This window comes from Sporosarcina sp. FSL W7-1283, assembly GCF_038003105.1.
In the GTDB taxonomy this organism is placed as follows: domain Bacteria; phylum Bacillota; class Bacilli; order Bacillales_A; family Planococcaceae; genus Sporosarcina; species Sporosarcina newyorkensis.
The window spans coordinates 3,647,097-3,665,928 of sequence record NZ_JBBOOL010000001.1 but is presented as its reverse complement, the minus strand read 5'-3'; the positions used below and the strand labels follow the sequence as shown (position 1 = coordinate 3,665,928).

At 44.0% G+C, this 18,832-nt stretch carries 15 protein-coding genes and 1 riboswitch; of the genes, 6 read left to right on the top strand and 9 right to left on the bottom strand.

Features of this window, described 5'->3' with window-relative positions; genetic code table 11:
- Positions 1-43: 43 nt before the first annotated feature.
- From MKY93_RS19210 to MKY93_RS19200, 3 genes are read right to left on the bottom strand one after another with little or no spacing between them, the layout of a single operon-like run.
- Entirely contained in the window at positions 44-1,117 is a 1,074-nt protein-coding gene (locus MKY93_RS19210; protein ID WP_340760684.1) for a polysaccharide pyruvyl transferase family protein, read from the bottom strand.
- Positions 1,114-2,157 carry a glycosyltransferase gene (locus MKY93_RS19205; RefSeq protein WP_340760683.1) on the bottom strand — a complete coding sequence of 348 codons (1,044 nt, stop codon included), beginning with the start codon at positions 2,155-2,157 and terminating at the stop codon, positions 1,114-1,116. The genes MKY93_RS19210 and MKY93_RS19205 overlap by 4 nt, the downstream gene beginning before the upstream one ends.
- The gene (locus tag MKY93_RS19200) at positions 2,158-2,625 is read right to left on the bottom strand and encodes a hypothetical protein (RefSeq protein WP_340760682.1); all 468 of its coding nucleotides are present in this window, start codon (positions 2,623-2,625) and stop codon (positions 2,158-2,160) included.
- Positions 2,626-3,393: 768 nt separating this feature from the next.
- Between MKY93_RS19200 and MKY93_RS19195 the strand changes: the two genes are divergently transcribed.
- On the top strand, positions 3,394-5,244 hold the full coding sequence (locus tag MKY93_RS19195) for a hypothetical protein (RefSeq protein WP_340760681.1): 1,851 nt from the start codon (positions 3,394-3,396) through the stop codon (positions 5,242-5,244).
- Positions 5,245-5,520: 276 nt separating this feature from the next.
- Here MKY93_RS19195 and MKY93_RS19190 read toward each other — a convergent pair whose 3' ends face one another.
- The 3 genes from MKY93_RS19190 to MKY93_RS19180 all read right to left on the bottom strand — a co-directional run bounded on the left by MKY93_RS19190 (position 5,521) and on the right by MKY93_RS19180 (position 8,957).
- Positions 5,521-6,948, bottom strand: a complete 1,428-nt coding sequence (locus tag MKY93_RS19190; RefSeq protein ID WP_340760680.1) for a HAMP domain-containing sensor histidine kinase — start codon at positions 6,946-6,948, stop codon at positions 5,521-5,523.
- Positions 6,945-7,640 carry a response regulator transcription factor gene (locus tag MKY93_RS19185; RefSeq protein WP_340760679.1) on the bottom strand — a complete coding sequence of 232 codons (696 nt, stop codon included), beginning with the start codon at positions 7,638-7,640 and terminating at the stop codon, positions 6,945-6,947. The genes MKY93_RS19190 and MKY93_RS19185 overlap by 4 nt, the downstream gene beginning before the upstream one ends.
- Before the next feature lie 138 nt (positions 7,641-7,778).
- Positions 7,779-8,957, bottom strand: coding sequence for a S1C family serine protease (locus tag MKY93_RS19180; RefSeq protein WP_340760678.1), 1,179 nt, complete (start codon positions 8,955-8,957; stop codon positions 7,779-7,781).
- 253 nt (positions 8,958-9,210) lie between these two features.
- Here MKY93_RS19180 and adh point away from each other — a divergent pair, with 253 nt between their 5' ends.
- Positions 9,211-10,752 carry an aldehyde dehydrogenase gene (gene adh / locus MKY93_RS19175; protein ID WP_009499098.1) on the top strand — a complete coding sequence of 514 codons (1,542 nt, stop codon included), beginning with the start codon at positions 9,211-9,213 and terminating at the stop codon, positions 10,750-10,752.
- Between the two features lie 53 nt (positions 10,753-10,805).
- Positions 10,806-11,162 carry a DUF779 domain-containing protein gene (locus MKY93_RS19170; protein ID WP_009499097.1) on the top strand — a complete coding sequence of 119 codons (357 nt, stop codon included), beginning with the start codon at positions 10,806-10,808 and terminating at the stop codon, positions 11,160-11,162.
- Positions 11,163-11,192: 30 nt separating this feature from the next.
- Here the strand turns inward: MKY93_RS19170 and MKY93_RS19165 are convergent, their stop codons facing one another.
- Positions 11,193-11,594: a thiol-disulfide oxidoreductase DCC family protein gene (locus tag MKY93_RS19165; RefSeq protein ID WP_009499096.1), complete on the bottom strand. Its 402-nt coding sequence runs from the start codon at positions 11,592-11,594 to the stop codon at positions 11,193-11,195.
- Positions 11,595-11,764: 170 nt separating this feature from the next.
- Here MKY93_RS19165 and MKY93_RS19160 point away from each other — a divergent pair, with 170 nt between their 5' ends.
- Positions 11,765-11,962 (top strand): hypothetical protein, encoded by a 198-nt coding sequence (locus tag MKY93_RS19160; RefSeq protein ID WP_009499095.1) that lies wholly within the window; start codon positions 11,765-11,767, stop codon positions 11,960-11,962.
- 146 nt (positions 11,963-12,108) lie between these two features.
- On the top strand, positions 12,109-12,438 hold the full coding sequence (locus tag MKY93_RS19155; protein ID WP_078818636.1) for a hypothetical protein: 330 nt from the start codon (positions 12,109-12,111) through the stop codon (positions 12,436-12,438).
- A 483-nt stretch (positions 12,439-12,921) separates the two neighbouring features.
- Here MKY93_RS19155 and metH read toward each other — a convergent pair whose 3' ends face one another.
- A complete protein-coding gene (gene metH / locus MKY93_RS19150) occupies positions 12,922-16,362 on the bottom strand; it encodes a methionine synthase (protein WP_340760677.1) in 3,441 nt (1,146 codons plus the stop codon).
- On the bottom strand, positions 16,343-18,202 hold the full coding sequence (locus tag MKY93_RS19145) for a bifunctional homocysteine S-methyltransferase/methylenetetrahydrofolate reductase (RefSeq protein ID WP_078818634.1): 1,860 nt from the start codon (positions 18,200-18,202) through the stop codon (positions 16,343-16,345). The genes metH and MKY93_RS19145 overlap by 20 nt, the downstream gene beginning before the upstream one ends.
- An 81-nt stretch (positions 18,203-18,283) precedes the next feature.
- A riboswitch (SAM riboswitch) is annotated at positions 18,284-18,393 on the bottom strand.
- Positions 18,394-18,557: 164 nt separating this feature from the next.
- Between MKY93_RS19145 and MKY93_RS19140 the strand changes: the two genes are divergently transcribed.
- Positions 18,558-18,755 carry a hypothetical protein gene (locus tag MKY93_RS19140; protein ID WP_009499090.1) on the top strand — a complete coding sequence of 66 codons (198 nt, stop codon included), beginning with the start codon at positions 18,558-18,560 and terminating at the stop codon, positions 18,753-18,755.
- The last annotated feature ends 77 nt before the right edge of the window (positions 18,756-18,832 follow it).

The window sequence follows — 18,832 nt, the reverse complement described above, 5'->3', positions numbered from 1 at the left end:
AGGGTCAAGACGTTTTTACATCTTGACCCTGCTAATTTGTTTATCAGTGTAAATATAGCTTAGCTGCAAAGGGTTCAAGCAACCTTTTTGCGTATAAATTTCGCTGTGTCTCGATTTTAGTCATCAAAATGTCTTTGTTAGAAACAATTAGTTCATGGGCCTGCAATAAATCCTCTGCTATGGTTGTGGAATCCATGTCGACTAGTAATGACTCCGCGTCAATAGATTTAATAAAGTCATATATTTTAAACCGATACCCAAGAGCAATAAACGGGACTTGGGCAGCCAGTGAAAGATAATTAGCATGCAGTTTGAAATTTATGGTGTATTGAAAATCTTGCATTCGTGCCATTAATTCGTTCTGATCATACAATGTCGGCATCGTTACGTTATCGCTATCATTGATTTTATGATACAACCGGATGGATGCCTCCAAATCTTTCTGCCAAACAATATACAAATGCACCTTATAGCCTTGCGCGATTAATGATTGTAAAGCTGTGGCTAGTTGGTCTTCCACGCCTTCCTCATCTTGTCCGTAAACATTATTGAAGCTCGTTCCCCAGTTAACTCCGATGATCTTTTGCTCTGGCTTCCTCTTTTTTTCTGGGTTTAATAAAAATGCAGGATCCCCCGAAATTTCAATTCCATTGGATGGATCAATTCGATCGAAAACTTCTTTCGAAAGCGGCCCCCTCACACCTGCCCAAATACTTTGAGAGAATACAGTTCGAAATTTTTCCCTTGTAAGGTCCGGAATATTGAATGGGAAATGCCCCTGTGGATTTTCTAATAAAGAGATAGAAGACTTAGGCAACCAGTCAATTCCCGAGCCCCACATCATCACCTTTTTATTCAGCATTACCGCATTATATAAAAAGTCAATAACATATGGTGAGATGGTGGCATTGGGCCCGTTTAAAATCGACCCTCCGCCAAGAACAAGTAAATCATAGTCGGAGGGTGAAATGTTTTGCAAATATCTCATTTCAACATTCACAAAATCTAAAGAATACCCTTCACCGAGTACAGCGAAATGCTCCTTAAAAAGATCATACATCAATTCATCACCTAGGTTCTCATAACCAATCCACCCGATATACAGTACTTTTTTCAAATTTTCCCGCCTTTATCGTATAATCCTTGGTCTATCTTTTTCAGACACTTATCCTTGTATTCCATTGCTCGGTAGCTGCCGGTGCCTTGCCAAATTAGATGTTCTTTATGATCATCTCCTAATTCCAGACATCTACCGAATGCCTCTAAGGCTTCCTTATATCTTTCTTTTTCAAAGAGAATGTACCCTTTGAAAAAGTGGAGATCGACATAGTCTGGATAGAGATCAATGGCTTTTTCGATACTTGGCCATGCTCCGTCCAAGCTTTTTGTTTCAATTAAAATAGCATATTTTAAACGATAGAGAATCGAGGGAGGTTTGATCAGTTTCTGTAAAAAGTAATAAATGGACAGGTTTATATACTGAAATGCTTGTGTATATTCTTGTCTACGATAATATTCACTTGCCAAATGGTAAGCAACCCATGGGTCCTCTGCCATTTTATCTATATCTATCTGCAATAATTCAATGTTTCGAGTTTCTTTCTTTTTCTTCTTTTCAATCTCTGTGATATATCCGTAATGATGAATTTTGGACGGTAAGTATGTGATGTTGGCATCTGTAGGCAATTTGAGGGTTTCATGGATACGCTTGAAAAATTGGTAGCCTTTAGAGTTTCGAAATAATCTGGGCTGATAATAGATAAAAACCTGTTCAGGTTGGATCGGCAAACGTTCACCGACATAATTAAAGACAGGCAATTGGATAACCGTTGCTTCTTCTTGCTGTGCTAGTTGTTCTTTTACTGTTTCCCAAGATGGTACATCCAATTCCTCGTCCGCGTCCAACCATAAAATCCATTCGCCGCGCGCGTGGTCTATGCCGAAGTTTCGGGCATTAGCAAAATGTTGATCCCAGTCGTAATGAAGAATTTTCACATTATCAAATTGCTGGCATAGTTTTATCGTCTGATCGGTTGATCCAGTATCCACAATGATAACCTCATCTGCTATGCTGCTCGCACTTTTTAGACATGTTTCTATTCGCTCTTCCTCGTCTTTAACGATCATACATAAACTAATTATTGGATTGTTCTCCATCTATCTATCTCCTTTAAAGTAACGAATATCCAAAATCGTATCAGATATCCAAGCAGTCTTTTCTGAAGGAGCGTTTGTGATAAATATCACGAAATCACAATCATAGTAAGATTGGATTTGATTAAGGATTCCTTCACAATGCTGTTTACACTCTAGATGAATAAAATTGCAACTCCATAGCTCTTGAAGAAACTGTTGTATCACGTATTGTACTGTACTGCCACTTAGAAAAAACTGCTTTCCTCCTAGAAGAACTTTGCGATGAAAATAATAAGCATGCGCATGTTCAATCAAAGACAAGGAAGAAATGAGTGTTGTTTCTAGATTGAATGATTGACTCCGTTCAGTGGAACCTTCGTGAGTGCGTAAATGAGTGATCAGCAATTGAAAATACTTAGGTATTGCATTCAAAAAATGAGATTCGCTTTCTGAAAAAACAGATTGGGAACCTGATTCCAAGCATTTCATAATGATCGCCTCTTTCAAAACAGGATGACTGTTTCAGTGACATTTACATTTTCCGTGTTCTTTATCGGGGCAGCAATTACAATGACATTCCGAATCTGGCGTACATTTGTGACAACATTGCTGGGGTTTAGGTTTGCAAGGTCTGCGAGGTTTACAACTGTCACAGTCAAGTTCTAATACATCTTCCAGTTTGAACTGTAACAGCATCTGCGACTTGACGATGGTTCTCAGAGTTTTGTTAATGCTATTATTCATTTTCCAAACATCATCTAAGCAACGAGAATGCTTCGCTAAAAAAAGTTGGAGCTTCTCCGCCTCTGCATTCATAATATGAGATAAGGCGATTTCTTCTAATGCAATTGAATTCAATAAAAGCTCGATCGTTTCACAGCGATCCAGTGAAATATTCGGTGTTATGTTTGGAATATTCGGCATCGACATATCGTATTCACTCCTTTACATTAAAATACACTTAAAAATCAGGTGCGATGCTATGTATCCTATGTTAGGGGATATCGGGTAGTTACAAACTTGGTTGTGTTAATTCTTCCAGCTTTTAATGAATCGTAAGGAATGTTAATGAGGTATTAGTTCATTTTAGTGATCAAGAAGACTTTTCTTATCTTTAAAAGGCAGAATTACATGTGGATTCTGTTTTGCTAGTTCAATTGTACAATCTCTTTCTTCTGCAGAGAATAGACTATGCAAGAGAACGTCATGAAGGGTTTTCCTGCATGACGTTCTACAAAATAAGAAAGGGGTTTTGATATGTCCCAGCCGAATATTCCCAATATCACTCCCAATATCACCATTGATCGAAACGATGTAATCAATTTGCTTTTAGCATCGATAGCAATGGAAGAACTTGGACTTGCGCATATTATTAATGCAGAAGGGGAGAAAATTCAGTATGCATTAGGTACCATACCTGGCCTTAGTCAAACGGCTACACTTGAAGATTTATATGCTGTAAATGACTCAGTACAAGAAATGTTATCTACTGTCATAAAGAAAGAACTTCTTTTAGACACAAAGTTGGGCAGAGTCACATCTATTATTCCTAGTGGAAACATTGGTCCAACCGGTCCGCCAGGCCCGCCTGGAGCAACCGGTCCAACGGGGCCAACAGGTCCAACCGGCCCAACAGGAGCGACGGGAGCCACAGGCGCGACCGGCCCAACGGGTCCAACAGGAGCAACCGGTCCGACAGGTCCAACCGGAGCGACGGGAGCGACAGGAGCCACAGGAGCAACGGGTCCAACAGGAGCGACAGGAGCCACAGGAGCAACGGGAGCGACAGGAGCAACAGGAGCCACAGGTCCGACGGGTCCAACGGGAGCAACGGGAGCGACAGGAGCAACGGGAGCGACAGGTCCGACGGGTCCAACGGGAGCAACGGGAGCGACAGGTCCGACGGGTCCAACGGGAGCAACGGGAGCGACAGGTCCGACGGGTCCAACGGGAGCAACGGGAGCGACAGGAGCAACGGGAGCGACAGGAGCAATGGGAGCGACAGGTCCGACGGGTCCAACGGGTCCAACCGGAGCGACAGGAGCGACGGGAGCGACAGGAGCAACGGGAGCGACAGGAGCAACGGGAGCGACAGGTCCGACGGGTCCAACAGGAGCGACGGGAGCCACAGGAGCAACGGGTCCAACGGGTCCAACAGGAGCGACGGGAGCGACAGGAGCAACGGGAGCGACAGGTCCGACGGGTCCGACGGGTCCAATGGGAGCAACGGGTCCAACCGGAGCGACGGGAGCCACAGGAGCCACAGGAGCCACAGGAGCCACAGGAGCAACAGGAGCAACAGGTCCAACAGGAGCGACGGGAGCCACAGGAGCAACGGGAGCCACAGGTCCGACGGGTCCAACGGGAGCAACGGGTCCAACAGGAGCGACGGGAGCCACAGGAGCAACGGGAGCCACAGGAGCAACGGGTCCAACAGGAGCAACCGGAGCAACGGGTCCGACGGGTCCAACGGGTCCAACAGGAGCGACAGGAGCCACAGGAGCCACAGGAGCAACGGGAGCAACGGGAGCAACGGGTCCAACAGGAGCGACAGGAGCCACAGGAGCCACAGGAGCAACGGGTCCAACAGGAGCCACAGGAGCAACCGGTCCTACTGTTGCGGGGGTTGGTTTCTCGGCAAGAAGAACACCGACCACAGTCACAGGTAGCCAACAGCTAGGAGGCTGGGTCGTTACAGATCCGTATTATAGTGGAGATGGGTTTGATGCAGCGAGCGGCACTTACACCGTTCCATCAACCGGAAGATATACGATTAATGCGGTATTAAGTTATACTACAACTGCAGCGCTCAACGTTAACTTAGGAGCTGGAATTGATCCGGCGTTTGTCATCCGAAGGTCTTCAGGCATAACGGGTGATCTAATCTCAGGTCTATTCCCGGTATTGAATGTCAATATAGCCCTGCTACTAACATTACGAGCGGTTTTAGGGAATGGGACCGTTACTATAACAGGGGATGTGCACTTGAATGCTGGTGACCAAATTGCGATCTTCTATGAAGCGAGTGGTTTGGGGATTTCTCTTAACATTGGCGGAGGGACCGACACCGGTACGGTATGGTCGGTTCATAAATTGACAGACGAGTAAGAAAGAATAGGGAACACCTAATTATTGCCGTTTATAGACAGAACAAAAATACACCCTATAGGGCAGACACTTTGAAAAAAGTTCTCTCTATAGGGTGCTTTACCTGATTCCTTGATTGTTCGTGTTCAACAATGAAATTAAGTAGTTTTAAAACAACAAATATGGTTGTTTTAAACATTTTAATTTATGAACTGTTCGTTAAGATAAAATAATGAATATAAACAAGACTGTAATTCTGGAACTCGAATCAAAGGTAGCCATTCACAATCATCAATTTTATTCCAATACAGCTGTTGTATCCACTTTTGGCAATCTAATCGTAAAGAGAGCACCTTTGCCTTTTTCACTCTGTACATCGATTCTACCTTCATGTAGAAGGACAAGCTGTTTGACGATTGAAAGACCAAGCCCAAATTCACCGTACGGCGTGGAAGTTCTTGAAATGATGGCTTTATAAAAACGATCCCAAATTTGTTCGATTTCAGCGGGGTTCATGCCGATTCCCGTATCTTCGATTTCGATAATCGTTTCTTTCTCGTTTTCCTTGGCATTTAGAGTAATCGTTCCATTTTCACAAAATTGGATACTGTTTTTGGTAATATTGATGAAAATTTGCATGAGCCGGTCGTAATCTGCAAAGACAGACAGCTGATCGGATGCATTGACTATAATGGTATTTCCACGTTCAGCTGCTGCATGTTCAAGTTGGTCGGCAGTCATTTCAAAGAGTTCTTTCAGAGGAAGTCTCTGCCTATTCAATTGAATTTGATTGGCACGGATCTTTTCGTAATCCAAGTTTTCGTTGACGAGTCGAATCAGTCGTTTCGATTCATTCTGTGCCAACTGCAGTGCTTTATCTTGTTCATCTTCAGAAATCATTCGCTCACGCAACCCTTCGATTACCCCGCGAATCGTGGTAAGAGGTGTTCTCAGTTCATGAGAGACATCCGCCATGAACTGCCGTCTGCGTTTTTCAAGTGTGTCGATTTCCTTCATTGAAGTCTCAAGTTTGTCGGTCATTTCATTGAAGTCCTTAGATAATTCACCGATCTCATCAAATTCTGATGATGGGACACGAACGGTATAATCACCGCCTGCCACAGTGGCTGCAGCTCGGCGCAACCTTTGGATCCGCCGCACATGAATCATCGACAACAAGCCACTCAGCAATAGGGCTAGAAGTACAGCTGCACCTGTCGCATAAAGGACGTAGTGATTCATTTGAGAAATAATGGCGCGTGACCCTGTAATAGGGGAGGTCAGTAATACACCGCCGCCAAACTGCTGTCTTTCAAAATACGGCAACAGGACAAAGGTGACTGCTTCATCAAATCGTTTGAATTCTTGTTTGACAGTTACCGTTTGACCATTTTGCAAAGCATGCCATTCCTCTTGATTGAGTTCAATTAAAGGTGACTTCAGTCCAGTGGAATAAACAATAGAAGAGTGCTCGTCAAATAAACTATATTGAATGGCACGGGTGTCCAAAACATGGCCGTAAGTCTTTAAAATCCCATTAGATCCACGAGTGCTTTGTCGAAGGTCAGTGAGGATCGCTTGTCCGTACGTCTTAAGTTCATCTGTTTTCTGCTCATAGACGACTGTCTCCAAGTAATGTGTCAGGGATAAGCTGAGCACGAGTACAGTGATGAGGATAACACTGAAGTGGCTGAGCAATTGTTGATAAAAGGTTTTGATCTTCACTGGCTTGTCACGGCACTTTCGTCGAATCGATAGCCTACGCCCCAGACGGTATGGAAAAAGGGATGATCAGGCAACGAAAGTTTAGAACGGAGCCGTTTAATATGAACGTCAACCGTACGATCATCACCATAAAAGTCATATCCCCACACTTGATCGAGCAGTTGGTCACGTGTGAAGACCTGTTTAGGATGTCGAATGAAAAAATACAGTAGATCAAATTCCTTGGGCGTCAAATTGGTGACCGATCTGTCTTGTACCCATACTTCGCGTGTATCAGGGTTCAGCCGGAAAAAGGAGGTATGGATTTCAGCCGAATCATCCTGTCCTTTTGTTGTATATCGGCGTGTCACTGCTTTAATTCGTGCCATCAAGGCGAGAGGGCTGAACGGTTTCGTGACATAATCATCAACCCCCATCTCAAAGCCAAGTACTTGATCCGCCTCTCCGTCTTTTGCAGTCAGCATAATGATTGGCACTTCAATTCCGCGCTCCCTCAGTTTGCGGCAAATCGTTAAACCATCAAGGTCCGGCAGCATCCAATCAATGATGAGGCAATCCCATGCTGAAGAGATCGCCCGTTCATAACCGTCTAACCCGTTTGCTTCAAATGCCCCTTCTATATCTTCCTTTTCAAAAAATAATCCAATCATGGAAGAGACACTGTCATTGTCCTCAATCACCAGAATCTTCATTGAGTACGACCTCCTTGCATCTTTGTATCTAAAAATAGTATGAAAACGTGGAAAATGCAATGAAGAGTGTTTTGGCGCGTGTTTGTCTGTAGTGCTATAAAAAATAAGAGACAGCGTAAAAGCTGCCTCTTGCGTCGATTATTTCATTTGTCCACCACTAAATTTGACACTCACTTGCTGTTTTTCACCATTACGGTATATAGTGATGTTTGCCTTGCTGCCGATTTGTAGTTTGGAGTATAGATATTTACGCAGTTCCATAGAATTGTCAATCGATTCACCATTTATTTCGGTGATGACATCCTGTTCTTTCAAGCCGGCTTGATCTGCTGTAGAATTGGGTTCTATTCCTGTTACCATTACACCGCCTTTGACGGCTTCAGGTAAATCCTTGACATACATATAGGGAATTTCCGCTAAGTCAGCTAAACTTACTCCGAGATAGGGCCGTTCGATTTGTCCTTTTTCTGTAAGTTGTTCGACCAATGTTTTCACTTCATTACTTGGAATGGCAAACCCTATTCCTTCCACACCACTTTGCGCTACTTTTAGACTGTTGATACCGATGACTTCACCTGCCGTATTGAACAAAGCACCGCCGCTGTTTCCGCTATTGATTGCTGCGTCTGTCTGAATAACTTCTGTCTGCCAGGTTCCTGCTGATGTATTGACGTCCAATGTACGAGACACTGAACTAACGATTCCTTTTGTTACGGTGCCGGAAAAATCAAGACCAAGTGGATTACCGATCGCGATTACGGAGTCTCCCGCTCTCAATAAACTTGAATCTCCGAACGTCACTGCAGTAGTTGCGAACTTTTTATCGATTTGTAAGACCGCGATATCCGTCAGTGCATCTGTGCCTAAAAGTTTTGCCGATGCTTTTACGCCTTTATCTAATGTGACTTCAATCTTTTGTGCACCCTCAATGACATGATTATTCGTTACGATATACGCATATTTATCGTCAATTTTGTAGATGACACCGGAACCAGTGCCCGCCATTTGCTCTGTCGCAGCCTCAGCAAAACGATTGCCTGCCGTTTGATAATTAACTACGCCAACAATAGCTTTTGAAGACTGTTCTACCATATCGGCCAATGAATCTGTTGGTGCAGTGGACACCTTCTCGACCTCATATGTAGGAGTATCTATATTTGCTGATTCTACTTCCTTCGGAGACCCTAACCAATCGGTGTTGGCAACAACGCCAAGCGTCAGCATAGAGCCTACAACACCTGAACCGACAATAGAGAGTAACTTTTTTGCTGCTTTACCTTCCATATTGACAACCCCTGTCATTTGTATTTCTTTCATCGTACAGCCAAGTTATGAACAAATTATTAATGAATCCTTACCAACCTATGAAATTGATAAATTCACTACGACAGTATTAATTTGAATAGTAATTAGTTGAAAGATATATAATTTTCAGATAGAATAAAAATAGCATATGTAAGCGCAATCATTATGCATAACGTGTTCTTGATATTCGTATAGTGGCTTTGTGTGCAAAAACGATTGCACTAGAATACAAGCAAAATAAAGAGAATAGGGAGTGTGACGCAGTATGGTACAAGCTTCAGAAAACAAGGTATATGCAAATCCGAATTCAGAAGGTGCAAAGGTTCATTTTAAAGAACGTTACGATAATTTTATCGGCGGTAAATGGACGGCGCCGGTGAATGGCCAGTATTTCGATAACCCAACACCTGTGACGGGTAAAGTTTTTACTCAAGTAGCAAGATCCACAGCAGAAGATATCGAACTGGCGCTTGATGCAGCTCATGCAGCAAAAGAGGCGTGGGGAAAAACCTCAGTCACTGAACGTGCCAATATTTTGTTGAAGATTGCAGATCGTATTGAGGAAAATCTCGAGATGCTAGCGATTGCGGAGTCGTGGGAAAACGGAAAAGCAGTTCGTGAGACATTGAATGCCGATCTACCATTGGCAGTGGATCATTTCCGTTATTTTGCCTCTGCTATTCGTGCACAAGAAGGTGGAATCAGCCAAATTGACGACAATACGGTATCATACCACTTCCATGAGCCGTTAGGCGTAGTGGGTCAAATTATTCCTTGGAATTTCCCGATCCTTATGGGAGTGTGGAAACTGGCTCCGGCCTTGGCGGCAGGGAACTGTGTCGTCTTGAAGCCTGCCGAGCAAACACCGGCTTCTATCTTAGTTCTTGTTGAGCTGATCGAAGACTTGCTGCCGGCAGGAGTTCTCAACGTAGTGAATGGATTTGGTGTAGAAGCAGGGAAGCCATTGGCATCTAACCCGCGGATCAACAAGGTCGCATTCACTGGCGAAACGACAACAGGTCGCCTTATTATGCAATATGCATCACAAAACTTGATTCCGGTGACATTGGAACTTGGCGGGAAATCGCCGAACATCTTTTTTGAGGATATCATGGATGCAGATGATGAATTCTTTGACAAAGCAATCGAAGGTTTTGTCATGTTTGCCCTGAACCAAGGAGAAGTATGTACATGTCCATCCCGTGCGTTGATTCAAGAATCAATCTACGATAAATTTATGGAGCGTGCAATAGAGCGTGTTAAAGCGATCAAGACAGGAAATCCGCTTGATCCTTCAGTAATGATGGGAGCACAAGCATCTACGGAGCAAATGGAAAAAATCCTGTCTTACATGGATATCGGAAAACAAGAAGGCGCAGAATGTCTTGCAGGCGGAGAGAAAAACGAACTGGAAGGCGACTTGAAAGATGGTTACTACGTGAAACCTACTGTGTTCAAGGGTGATAATAAGATGCGTATTTTCCAAGAAGAGATCTTTGGTCCAGTCGTGGCGGTTACGACGTTTAAAGATAAAGAAGAAGCACTTGAAATTGCCAATGATACGCTATACGGCTTAGGGGCAGGTGTCTGGACGCGTGATATGAATACAGCATATCGTTTTGGACGCGGCATTCAAGCTGGCCGTGTGTGGACAAATTGCTACCACGCATATCCTGCACACTCTGCATTTGGAGGTTATAAAGCATCCGGTATCGGCCGTGAGAACCATCTGCAGATGTTGGCTCATTACCAGCAGACGAAAAATATGCTAGTGAGCTACGATGAAAGTAAGCAAGGATTCTTTTGATTGAAATAAAACGCATCTGTCTATAGGATCCGACGTGAAATGGAGGAATTCCCATGCCAGACCGTGTAATTGCAACAGAAGAAGCATTAGCTCTCATTGAATTGCTGAAAAAGAAGCATGGACCGTTAATGTTTCATCAGTCAGGCGGTTGCTGTGATGGATCTTCCCCAATGTGCTATGAAGAAGGAGATCTGCTCATCGGTGATCAAGATGTATTGTTAGGACGTATCGGCGATGTGCCTTTCTATATGATGAAAAGCCAGTATGAATATTGGAAGCATACACAAGTAATCATTGATGTAGTGGAAGGTCGCGGAGGTATGTTTTCGCTTGAAGGAGTGGAAGGGAAACGATTCCTTTCTCGATCACGTGCATTTACGGATGAGGAATATAAGCAATTGACTTCATGATAAAGGCCTTCCGGTAACGGAAGGCCTTTTTTACGCGATAAAACGCTGGCGCTCTTCAGGAGTCGGCAGCATACAAGACAATTCTTTTTTACCGAACCATTTATAACGATTCGTTGCAATATAGTCATATGCGCGGTTGCGGATTGCTGACGGCACGACTATGAATAGGAAAGCTAAATGCCAGAGTCCGTCTAGCTTTTTTGCGATACGTAAAGCGGCACTTGATTTTGTATACGCTTTCCCATTTTCGATTAAAACTAAACTGTCGACGTTGTCTGGAATCTGGTATTGTTTTCGAAGTTCTTTCCCTACGTCGTCTTGCAAGGAAGCGAAGGAAAAATATCGATACGGATCACGTTTAATAATGAACTGTACGCTCGCATCACAAAAGTTACATTCGCCATCAAATAATACAATTCGATTTCGATTCATACAAACTCTCTCCTTCAATAAATAGGTTATATCCTACTATACCCATTCCTAAGAATCTTCACGCACATATAATATATGGAGTATTTTTATTTATCAAAGTATGGCGTGTGATCAGTAGTGAATTGGCTGGTTTTGTCTTGTGAACTATCCAACAGAAAGGATGAAAAAGTATGGGTCGTCAATTTGTTAATCCGGCTGAGCTGGATTTGCGTCGTGATCTTGACTTTTTAGGCTCTTTGAATATGGTAGACGAAGGTGCTCCATCCCAATGTCCAGTAAATGAATGCAAACTAATTATGAAGCAATTGGAGTCAATTGAAAAAACAAAAGGATATGATCGATCAGTGAATCCTCGTCAATGTGGTTAATGCAGTATTGGAGCGATTCAGACCGCCAAATATAGGCGGAAGGATTGCTCTTTTTTAATTGATATCAATAAATTTCCACATCCCCACGGCGCTAGCCCGTAATAATTCTGTAGGCTGGCATGTAATAGGGTATAGGAGGTGAGAAAATGATGATGAATCAAGGACAATATCCTGGTATGTCAGGACAATTCCCAGGAATGCAGGGGCAACAACCAGGTTTTCAGATGCAGCCAATCGTTTGTCCAACACAGTACCGTTATAATGATTGCTTTTCTCCGCAAGAAATTCCTTATATTCACCCGATTGTGAACGTTAATCGCCATAACGTAGTAGGGGTACCGCAACATTATTATACAGAGACAACTCAGGATGTTATGGGCTCTATGATAATGCCAGGCAGAGGACCTTCTCATGGACATGGACATGGAATGTGGGGCGGCGGAGGATGTGGCCGGCGCAGAGGTTGCTGCCGTTAATCGTTCATCAAGGAAATGAAAACCGCTGTCTCCAATTAATCGGAGACAGCGGTTTTATTTTGCTTTAGTTATTCTGTTTCCGTCGCTTCTCGTGGTTGACCAGCGGTCTCGGCTTTTGGTTATATCCAGTTGCAGGCGCCAGCCTCTCGGGACGTTTCGGACTTACCGAAAAGGCAAAGCACGCCTTTTTATTAAGCCTTCCAACGCCTGTCGAGGCTAAACGGCGCCTTCCACATTTGGTTACATCCAGCTCCGACGGCTAGCCCCTCGGGACACTTCAGTCTTAAAGTAAAGGCAAAGAGCGCCTTTAATTTAAGCCTTCCAGTGCCTGTCGGGACTGACCAGCCGCCTCCGCTTTTGAATACATCCAGTTGCAGGCGCCAGCCTCCTCGGGACGTTTCGGTCTTACCGAAAAGGCAAAGCACGCCTTTTTGGTAAGCCCTCCAACGCCTGTCGAGGCTACATGGCGCCTTCCACTTTTGTTCATTCCACGTTAAAGTATCTTGCGTCTGGGTGGGCGAAGACGATAGCGGATACGGAGGCTTCGGGTTCCATCATGAATTCTTCTGTTAAGATGACGCCATGGTCTTCAGGTTTGATCAGTCCGAAGAGTTTGGCTTGGTCTTCTAAATTTGGACAAGCAGGGTAGCCAAATGAGAATCGCTGACCTTGGTATTTTGCAGCGAACCGTTCGCGCATTGTGAAGTCCGTAGGGTCTGGGAATCCCCATTGATCACGGATCTCTTGGTGAATACGTTCAGCAAAGCCCTCTGCCAATTCTAGAGCAGTTGCCTGAAAAGCATGGCTTTCTAGGAACTTCCCTTGTTCTTTCAGCTGGTTTGCATAATCTCGAACCCCTTTACCCGCAGTAACTTGCATGAAGGCCACATAGTCCATTTCCCCACTGTCAACTGTTTTCAAGTAGTCCGCCAGACAAAGGAATGGTTCTTTTTCTTGGCGGGGGAATGTGAACCGTTCAATTTCTGTTTTCGCATCTTCTGGATCGTAAATGATTACGTCGTCACCGTCTGCCTGAGCAGGGAAGAACTGATAAATACCTGAAGCGGTTAATTTATCGGATTGCAGGAAGCTTGTGACCATTTCATGAAGCTGAACAGCCCGTTCTTCTTTCTTTTCCAGCATTTTATCGACATTTCCGCGTAAGCCTAGATGGTGGCCGATCAGTGTGCGCATGTTCACGTATGGGTGTAAGTGAGCAACTGAATAGTCTTTTACAACGCGTCTGCGTAAATCAGTCGGCACGAATACAGGTACGTCGGTACGTACCGTTTTCACTGGTCGCGCCACCACTGCAACTGCAGTATTTCCGCGGCTTGCTTTAATCGCATCATTTGCTTCCCGCTTCTCAAGGCTTTCCTGTAATTCTTTCAGTAGTGCTCCTTTGTCTTCGCTTTGAAGACGGTTAGCCAAATCTAATCCTTGCATTGCGTCCTTGGCAAAAATAACAGGGCCATCGTATTCAGGCGCAATCTTCGTTTCTGTGAAACGTCTTGTCAGAGCAGCTCCACCGACCATAACAGGCAAATCGATTCCTGCTGCCTTAAAGTCCTGTGCCGTCAACACCATTTGTTGAGCGGATTTTACGAGCAATCCGGATAAGCCGACAATGTCTGGCTTTTCTTTACGAATGACCTCGATCAATGCCGCTGGGGTAACTTTGATCCCAATATCAATAACTTTAAAGCCGTTATTGCTTAGAATAATATCTACAAGGTTTTTCCCGATATCATGTACATCGCCTTTGACGGTAGCTAAGATAATTTTACCCTTCCCGCTGTCGTCTTCTTTCTTCTCCATAAATTGTTCGAGATAGGAAACGGAAGCTTTCATGACCTCAGCACTTTGTAATACTTCCGCTACGATAAGTTGATTGTCATTGAACAGGCGCCCGACTTCTGCCATCCCTTTCATCAATGGACCATTGATAATATCCAGTGGTGCATCGTATGTTTGGAGGGCAGCCTCTAAGTCAGGAATTAAGCCTTCCTTCGTTCCTTCCACTACATAGTAGGCAAGACGTTCGGGAACAGTTTTCGGGATATCGTCTTCAGTTTTTTCTTTTTTCTTATCTCGATAAAAATCTGCAAAATCCGCTAATGTCTCATCTGTTGTCGTAAATAGCAAATCATTAGCTAGTTTGATTTCTGCTTCTGGGATGGAAGCATAGCGTTCTAATTTTTCTGTATTGACGATGGCGTAATCCAAGCCAGCTTGCGTGCAGTGATATAAATACACTGCATTCAGCACTTCACGACCAACAGGGGGCAAGCCGAATGAAACGTTACTGACACCTAGCGTGGTCAGCGTACGCGGTAACTTTTCCTTAATCAAACGAATGCCTTCAATTGTCTCAACAGCTGAACCGATATACTGCTCATCTCCTGTACCGACAGGGAATACAAGCGGATCGAAAATAATATCTTCGGGTGCAATTCCCCATTTATTTACGAGCAGATCATAGGAACGCAAGGCGATTTCCAGTTTGCGTTCTCTCGTAACAGCCATTCCGATTTCATCAATGGTACCAACCACCACTGCCGCGCCATATTTTTTCACGAGAGGCAAAACTGCGTCAAATCGTTCTTCGCCGTCCTCCAAGTTGATCGAGTTGATAATCGCTTTTCCTTGGGAATACTTTAATGCTTCCGCGATGACATTTTCGTCCGTTGAGTCAATTACTAGAGGGACTTTAACCTTTTTTACGACTTCTTTCATAAAACGCGTCATATCGATCAGTTCATCACGATCTGGATTCGCCAGACAAATATCGAGTACGTGCGCACCGCGTTTTACTTGTGCACGTGCAATTTCAGACGCTTCTTCAAACTTCTCTTCTATAATTAGCTTCTTAAACTTCCGTGAGCCGATAACGTTTGTACGCTCCCCAATTAATAAAGGACGCAATGTGTCATCATATAGCAAAGGTTCAATACCTGAAACGGCATGACCAGGTTCTATTTCAGGCATTTGACGAGGTGCTTTGTCTTTTACAGCTTCTCGAATTGCTCGAATGTGCTCAGGTGTCGTACCACAACAGCCGCCGACCATGTTCAACCAGCCTTTTTCTGCAAATCCTTCCAGCTTCTTCGATAGGGATTCTGGAGACTCATGATAATGACCTTCTTCATCTGGCAATCCGGCATTCGGATAGCATGTCACATAGCTAGTTGCCAGGTCAGATAACGAACGTAAGTGATCCGTCATGAATTCTGGTCCAGTCGCACAGTTTAGGCCGACAGATAGGGGATTGACGTGTCCAATGGAAATGTAAAATGCTTCGATACTTTGACCTGCAAGTGTTGTACCCATCGGTTCGATTGTACCGGAAATCATGATTGGTACTTCGCGTCCTAGCTCTTCAAAGGCCTTTTTAATACCAATCGTGCCGGCTTTGACGTTTAGCATATCCTGACTAGTTTCCATGAGGATTAAATCGCTGCCAGCTTCAACCAATGCTTTCGCCTGCACGTAAAAATCATTAGAAAGTTCATCGAATGTAATGCCGCCTGTGACAGAAAGAGTCTTAGTCGTCGGTCCGATCGCCCCTGCGACAAAACGCGGCCACTCCGCAGTGGAATACTTTGCTGCACTTGCCTTTGCAATTTCGACAGCTTTAGTATTGATTTCATGTGCACGATGTCCTAGTGCAAATTCATTCAGAACAAGGGGAGTGCCGCCAAATGTGTTGGTACAAATGATGTCGGCTCCTGCCTCTAGGTACTCATCATGAATCTTCTCCAAGATATCAGGTCGTAAAACGTTTAAATATTCATTACAGCCGTCGTAATCTTCGCCTCCAAAATCTTCTGTTGAGAGGTCCTCCGCCTGCAGCATCGTCCCCATCGCGCCATCAATGATAAGGATTCGTTTGTCTAGTTGTTCTTCAATAGGATGTCTCTGCATGTGATAATTCGCTCTCCTTCTGCTTATCTATTTGTTTAATGTAGTCATGTAGCTCAAGTGTCATGTCGTAACGGAGGAATGGTGTGATCAAATACAGTCCGTTAAAGTATTGCGCTGCTGTATCGATCAGCTCCTTTGCGATCTGAATTCCTGTTTCAGTGGCTTTTGCTCGGTCGTCGCCACAGGCGCGCATCCGTTCAAGCACTTCGTCAGATAGTTTAATGCCAGGCACTTCATGATGCAGAAACTCTGCGTTGCGAATATTTGTCAAAGGCATAATACCTATGAAGATAGGTGTATCTAGATGTTTTGTAGCCTCATAGACGTCAATAATCTTTTCTTTTGTATAGACAGGTTGCGTTATGAAATAATCTGCACCTGCTTCAATCTTTTTCTCCAATCGCTGAACAGCCCGGTCCAATACTCGGACATTCGGATTGAACGCAGCTGAAACTGAGAAGTTTGCTTTTTTACGTAATGGTTTACCGGAGAATGAAATCCCTTCATTCAACTGTTTGATTAACTGCAGCAGTTCCATACTCGATACATCGTAGACGCTTGTTGCGCCAGGGAAATCACCAACTTTCGTCGGATCACCTGTTACAGCCAGAATATCGTGGATGCCTAACGCGTCAAGCCCCATTAGATGAGATTGTAACCCGATCAAGTTGTGATCTCGACACGTTAAGTGGACAAGAGGGCGGATATTGTGCTGCATTTTAATGATGGAACCCATTGCCATATTGCTGATCCGAGGGGATGCCAATGAGTTATCCGCCATCGTTACGGCATCAACACCTGCATCGTAAAGTAAATTGGCACCTTTAATATAATCTTCTGTCTCTAAATGCCGTGGTGTGTCCAATTCCACAATGACCGTACGTTCTGTTTTGGCTTTCTCGTGGAGCGGTTGATGTTTTACCGGGCCGGCTTCCTGAATAACGATTGGCTTTGTTGGTTCTACTACTTTCTTGGTGATAGGAGACAATCCCGCTAATCGAGTTTTCGCTGCTTTAATATGTTTAGGAGTAGTTCCGCAACACCCGCCAATTAACCGTACACCTTGATCACGCAGCAATACTGCAGCTCGCCCGAAGTACTCAGCTTCAGATTCATAGACAATGCGGCCATCTTCCACATCCAGTAAAGATGCATTCGGATAAGCGGATAAAAATGCATTTTCCGGCAGTTTCACATTTTCAAAAGCTTGGATTGTATGGTAAGGCCCTAAGCGGCAGTTTACACCGACTATACTTGCACCTAGTGATTCCAGTTGATGCAACGCGTCATTCAATGAAAGTCCGTTTTGCAAAACTCCAGGATCGTGCATGGAGACTTGCGCAATTAGCGGAACATCTGTGATTTGACGAAGTGTTGAAACGACGGATGATAATTCTTCGAAATCATAATACGTTTCGAGTAACAGTCCGTCTGGATCTCCAGTCAATAATGCGTTGGCCTGTTCAAGGACTACTTGCTTTACTTCATCGAGCGATGCATCACTTTTGCGAATTCCACGCAAACCGCCGATGGTACCAAGCACAAATTGACCACCTGGTGCAGCAGCCCGCTTTGCAATTTGGATTGCTGCTTTATTGAATTCCGTAACACGGTTTTCCAATCCATAACGAGCCAATTTCACTGCATTGGCACTGTATGTATTGGTCTGAATAATATCAGCTCCCGCCTCGATATAGTCGTGGTGGATTTTCTCTATAATTTCAGGTTTCTCTATATTTAATTCCTCATAGCAATAATCGATCCCATATGAATACAAAATAGTTCCCATTGCCCCATCTGCTGTCAGGACATTTGTTTGAAGTTTCTCCAGTAATGACATCATCAAATCCCCCTTTGTTTTCTCTAATCAAAAAAAGCCTTCAAGTAAATAGAAGGCTTTGTAATCGCAATGACCAGTTCCCTCTCATCTTTCAGTGTGCCATTTCGGCATACTGCTGGAAGTAGCACCTTGCCCATCGGCTGGTTGCTGAAGCGTCTTTGGGCCAGTCCCTCTGCTTCTCTTGATAAGATATGATTCTTATTAAATTATTTCGATAATTCTAACCATATCATAGCGGCTTTGTAGGTAATCGTCAAGTGAATGTTTGATGAAGTTCTTGAAGACCGGAGTGCGCATAGAGAAATTTACTGAAACATGGTAAAATTAAAGGAGTAACTTGAAAAGGTGAGGAATCATGCAGTTTTTTAAATACTCCATTCCGATAGCGGCACTTGTCGGCACGCTTGCCTGGATTATGTTGGAGAATAATTATGAAGAAGTACCGTGGGATTCGCGTGTTTGGATTACCTTTGGCGCCGCTGCATTAAGTGGTGTACTTGCTTTTTTTCTTTTCAGGAAAGAAAAAGAAGACAAAGTCGATAAAAAGAAATAGGAGCTGCCCGAGAAGTCATGTTCATCTGACTTCCCGGGTAGTTCTTTTTTTGCAGAGAAAGCATTTTGTTCATTCTA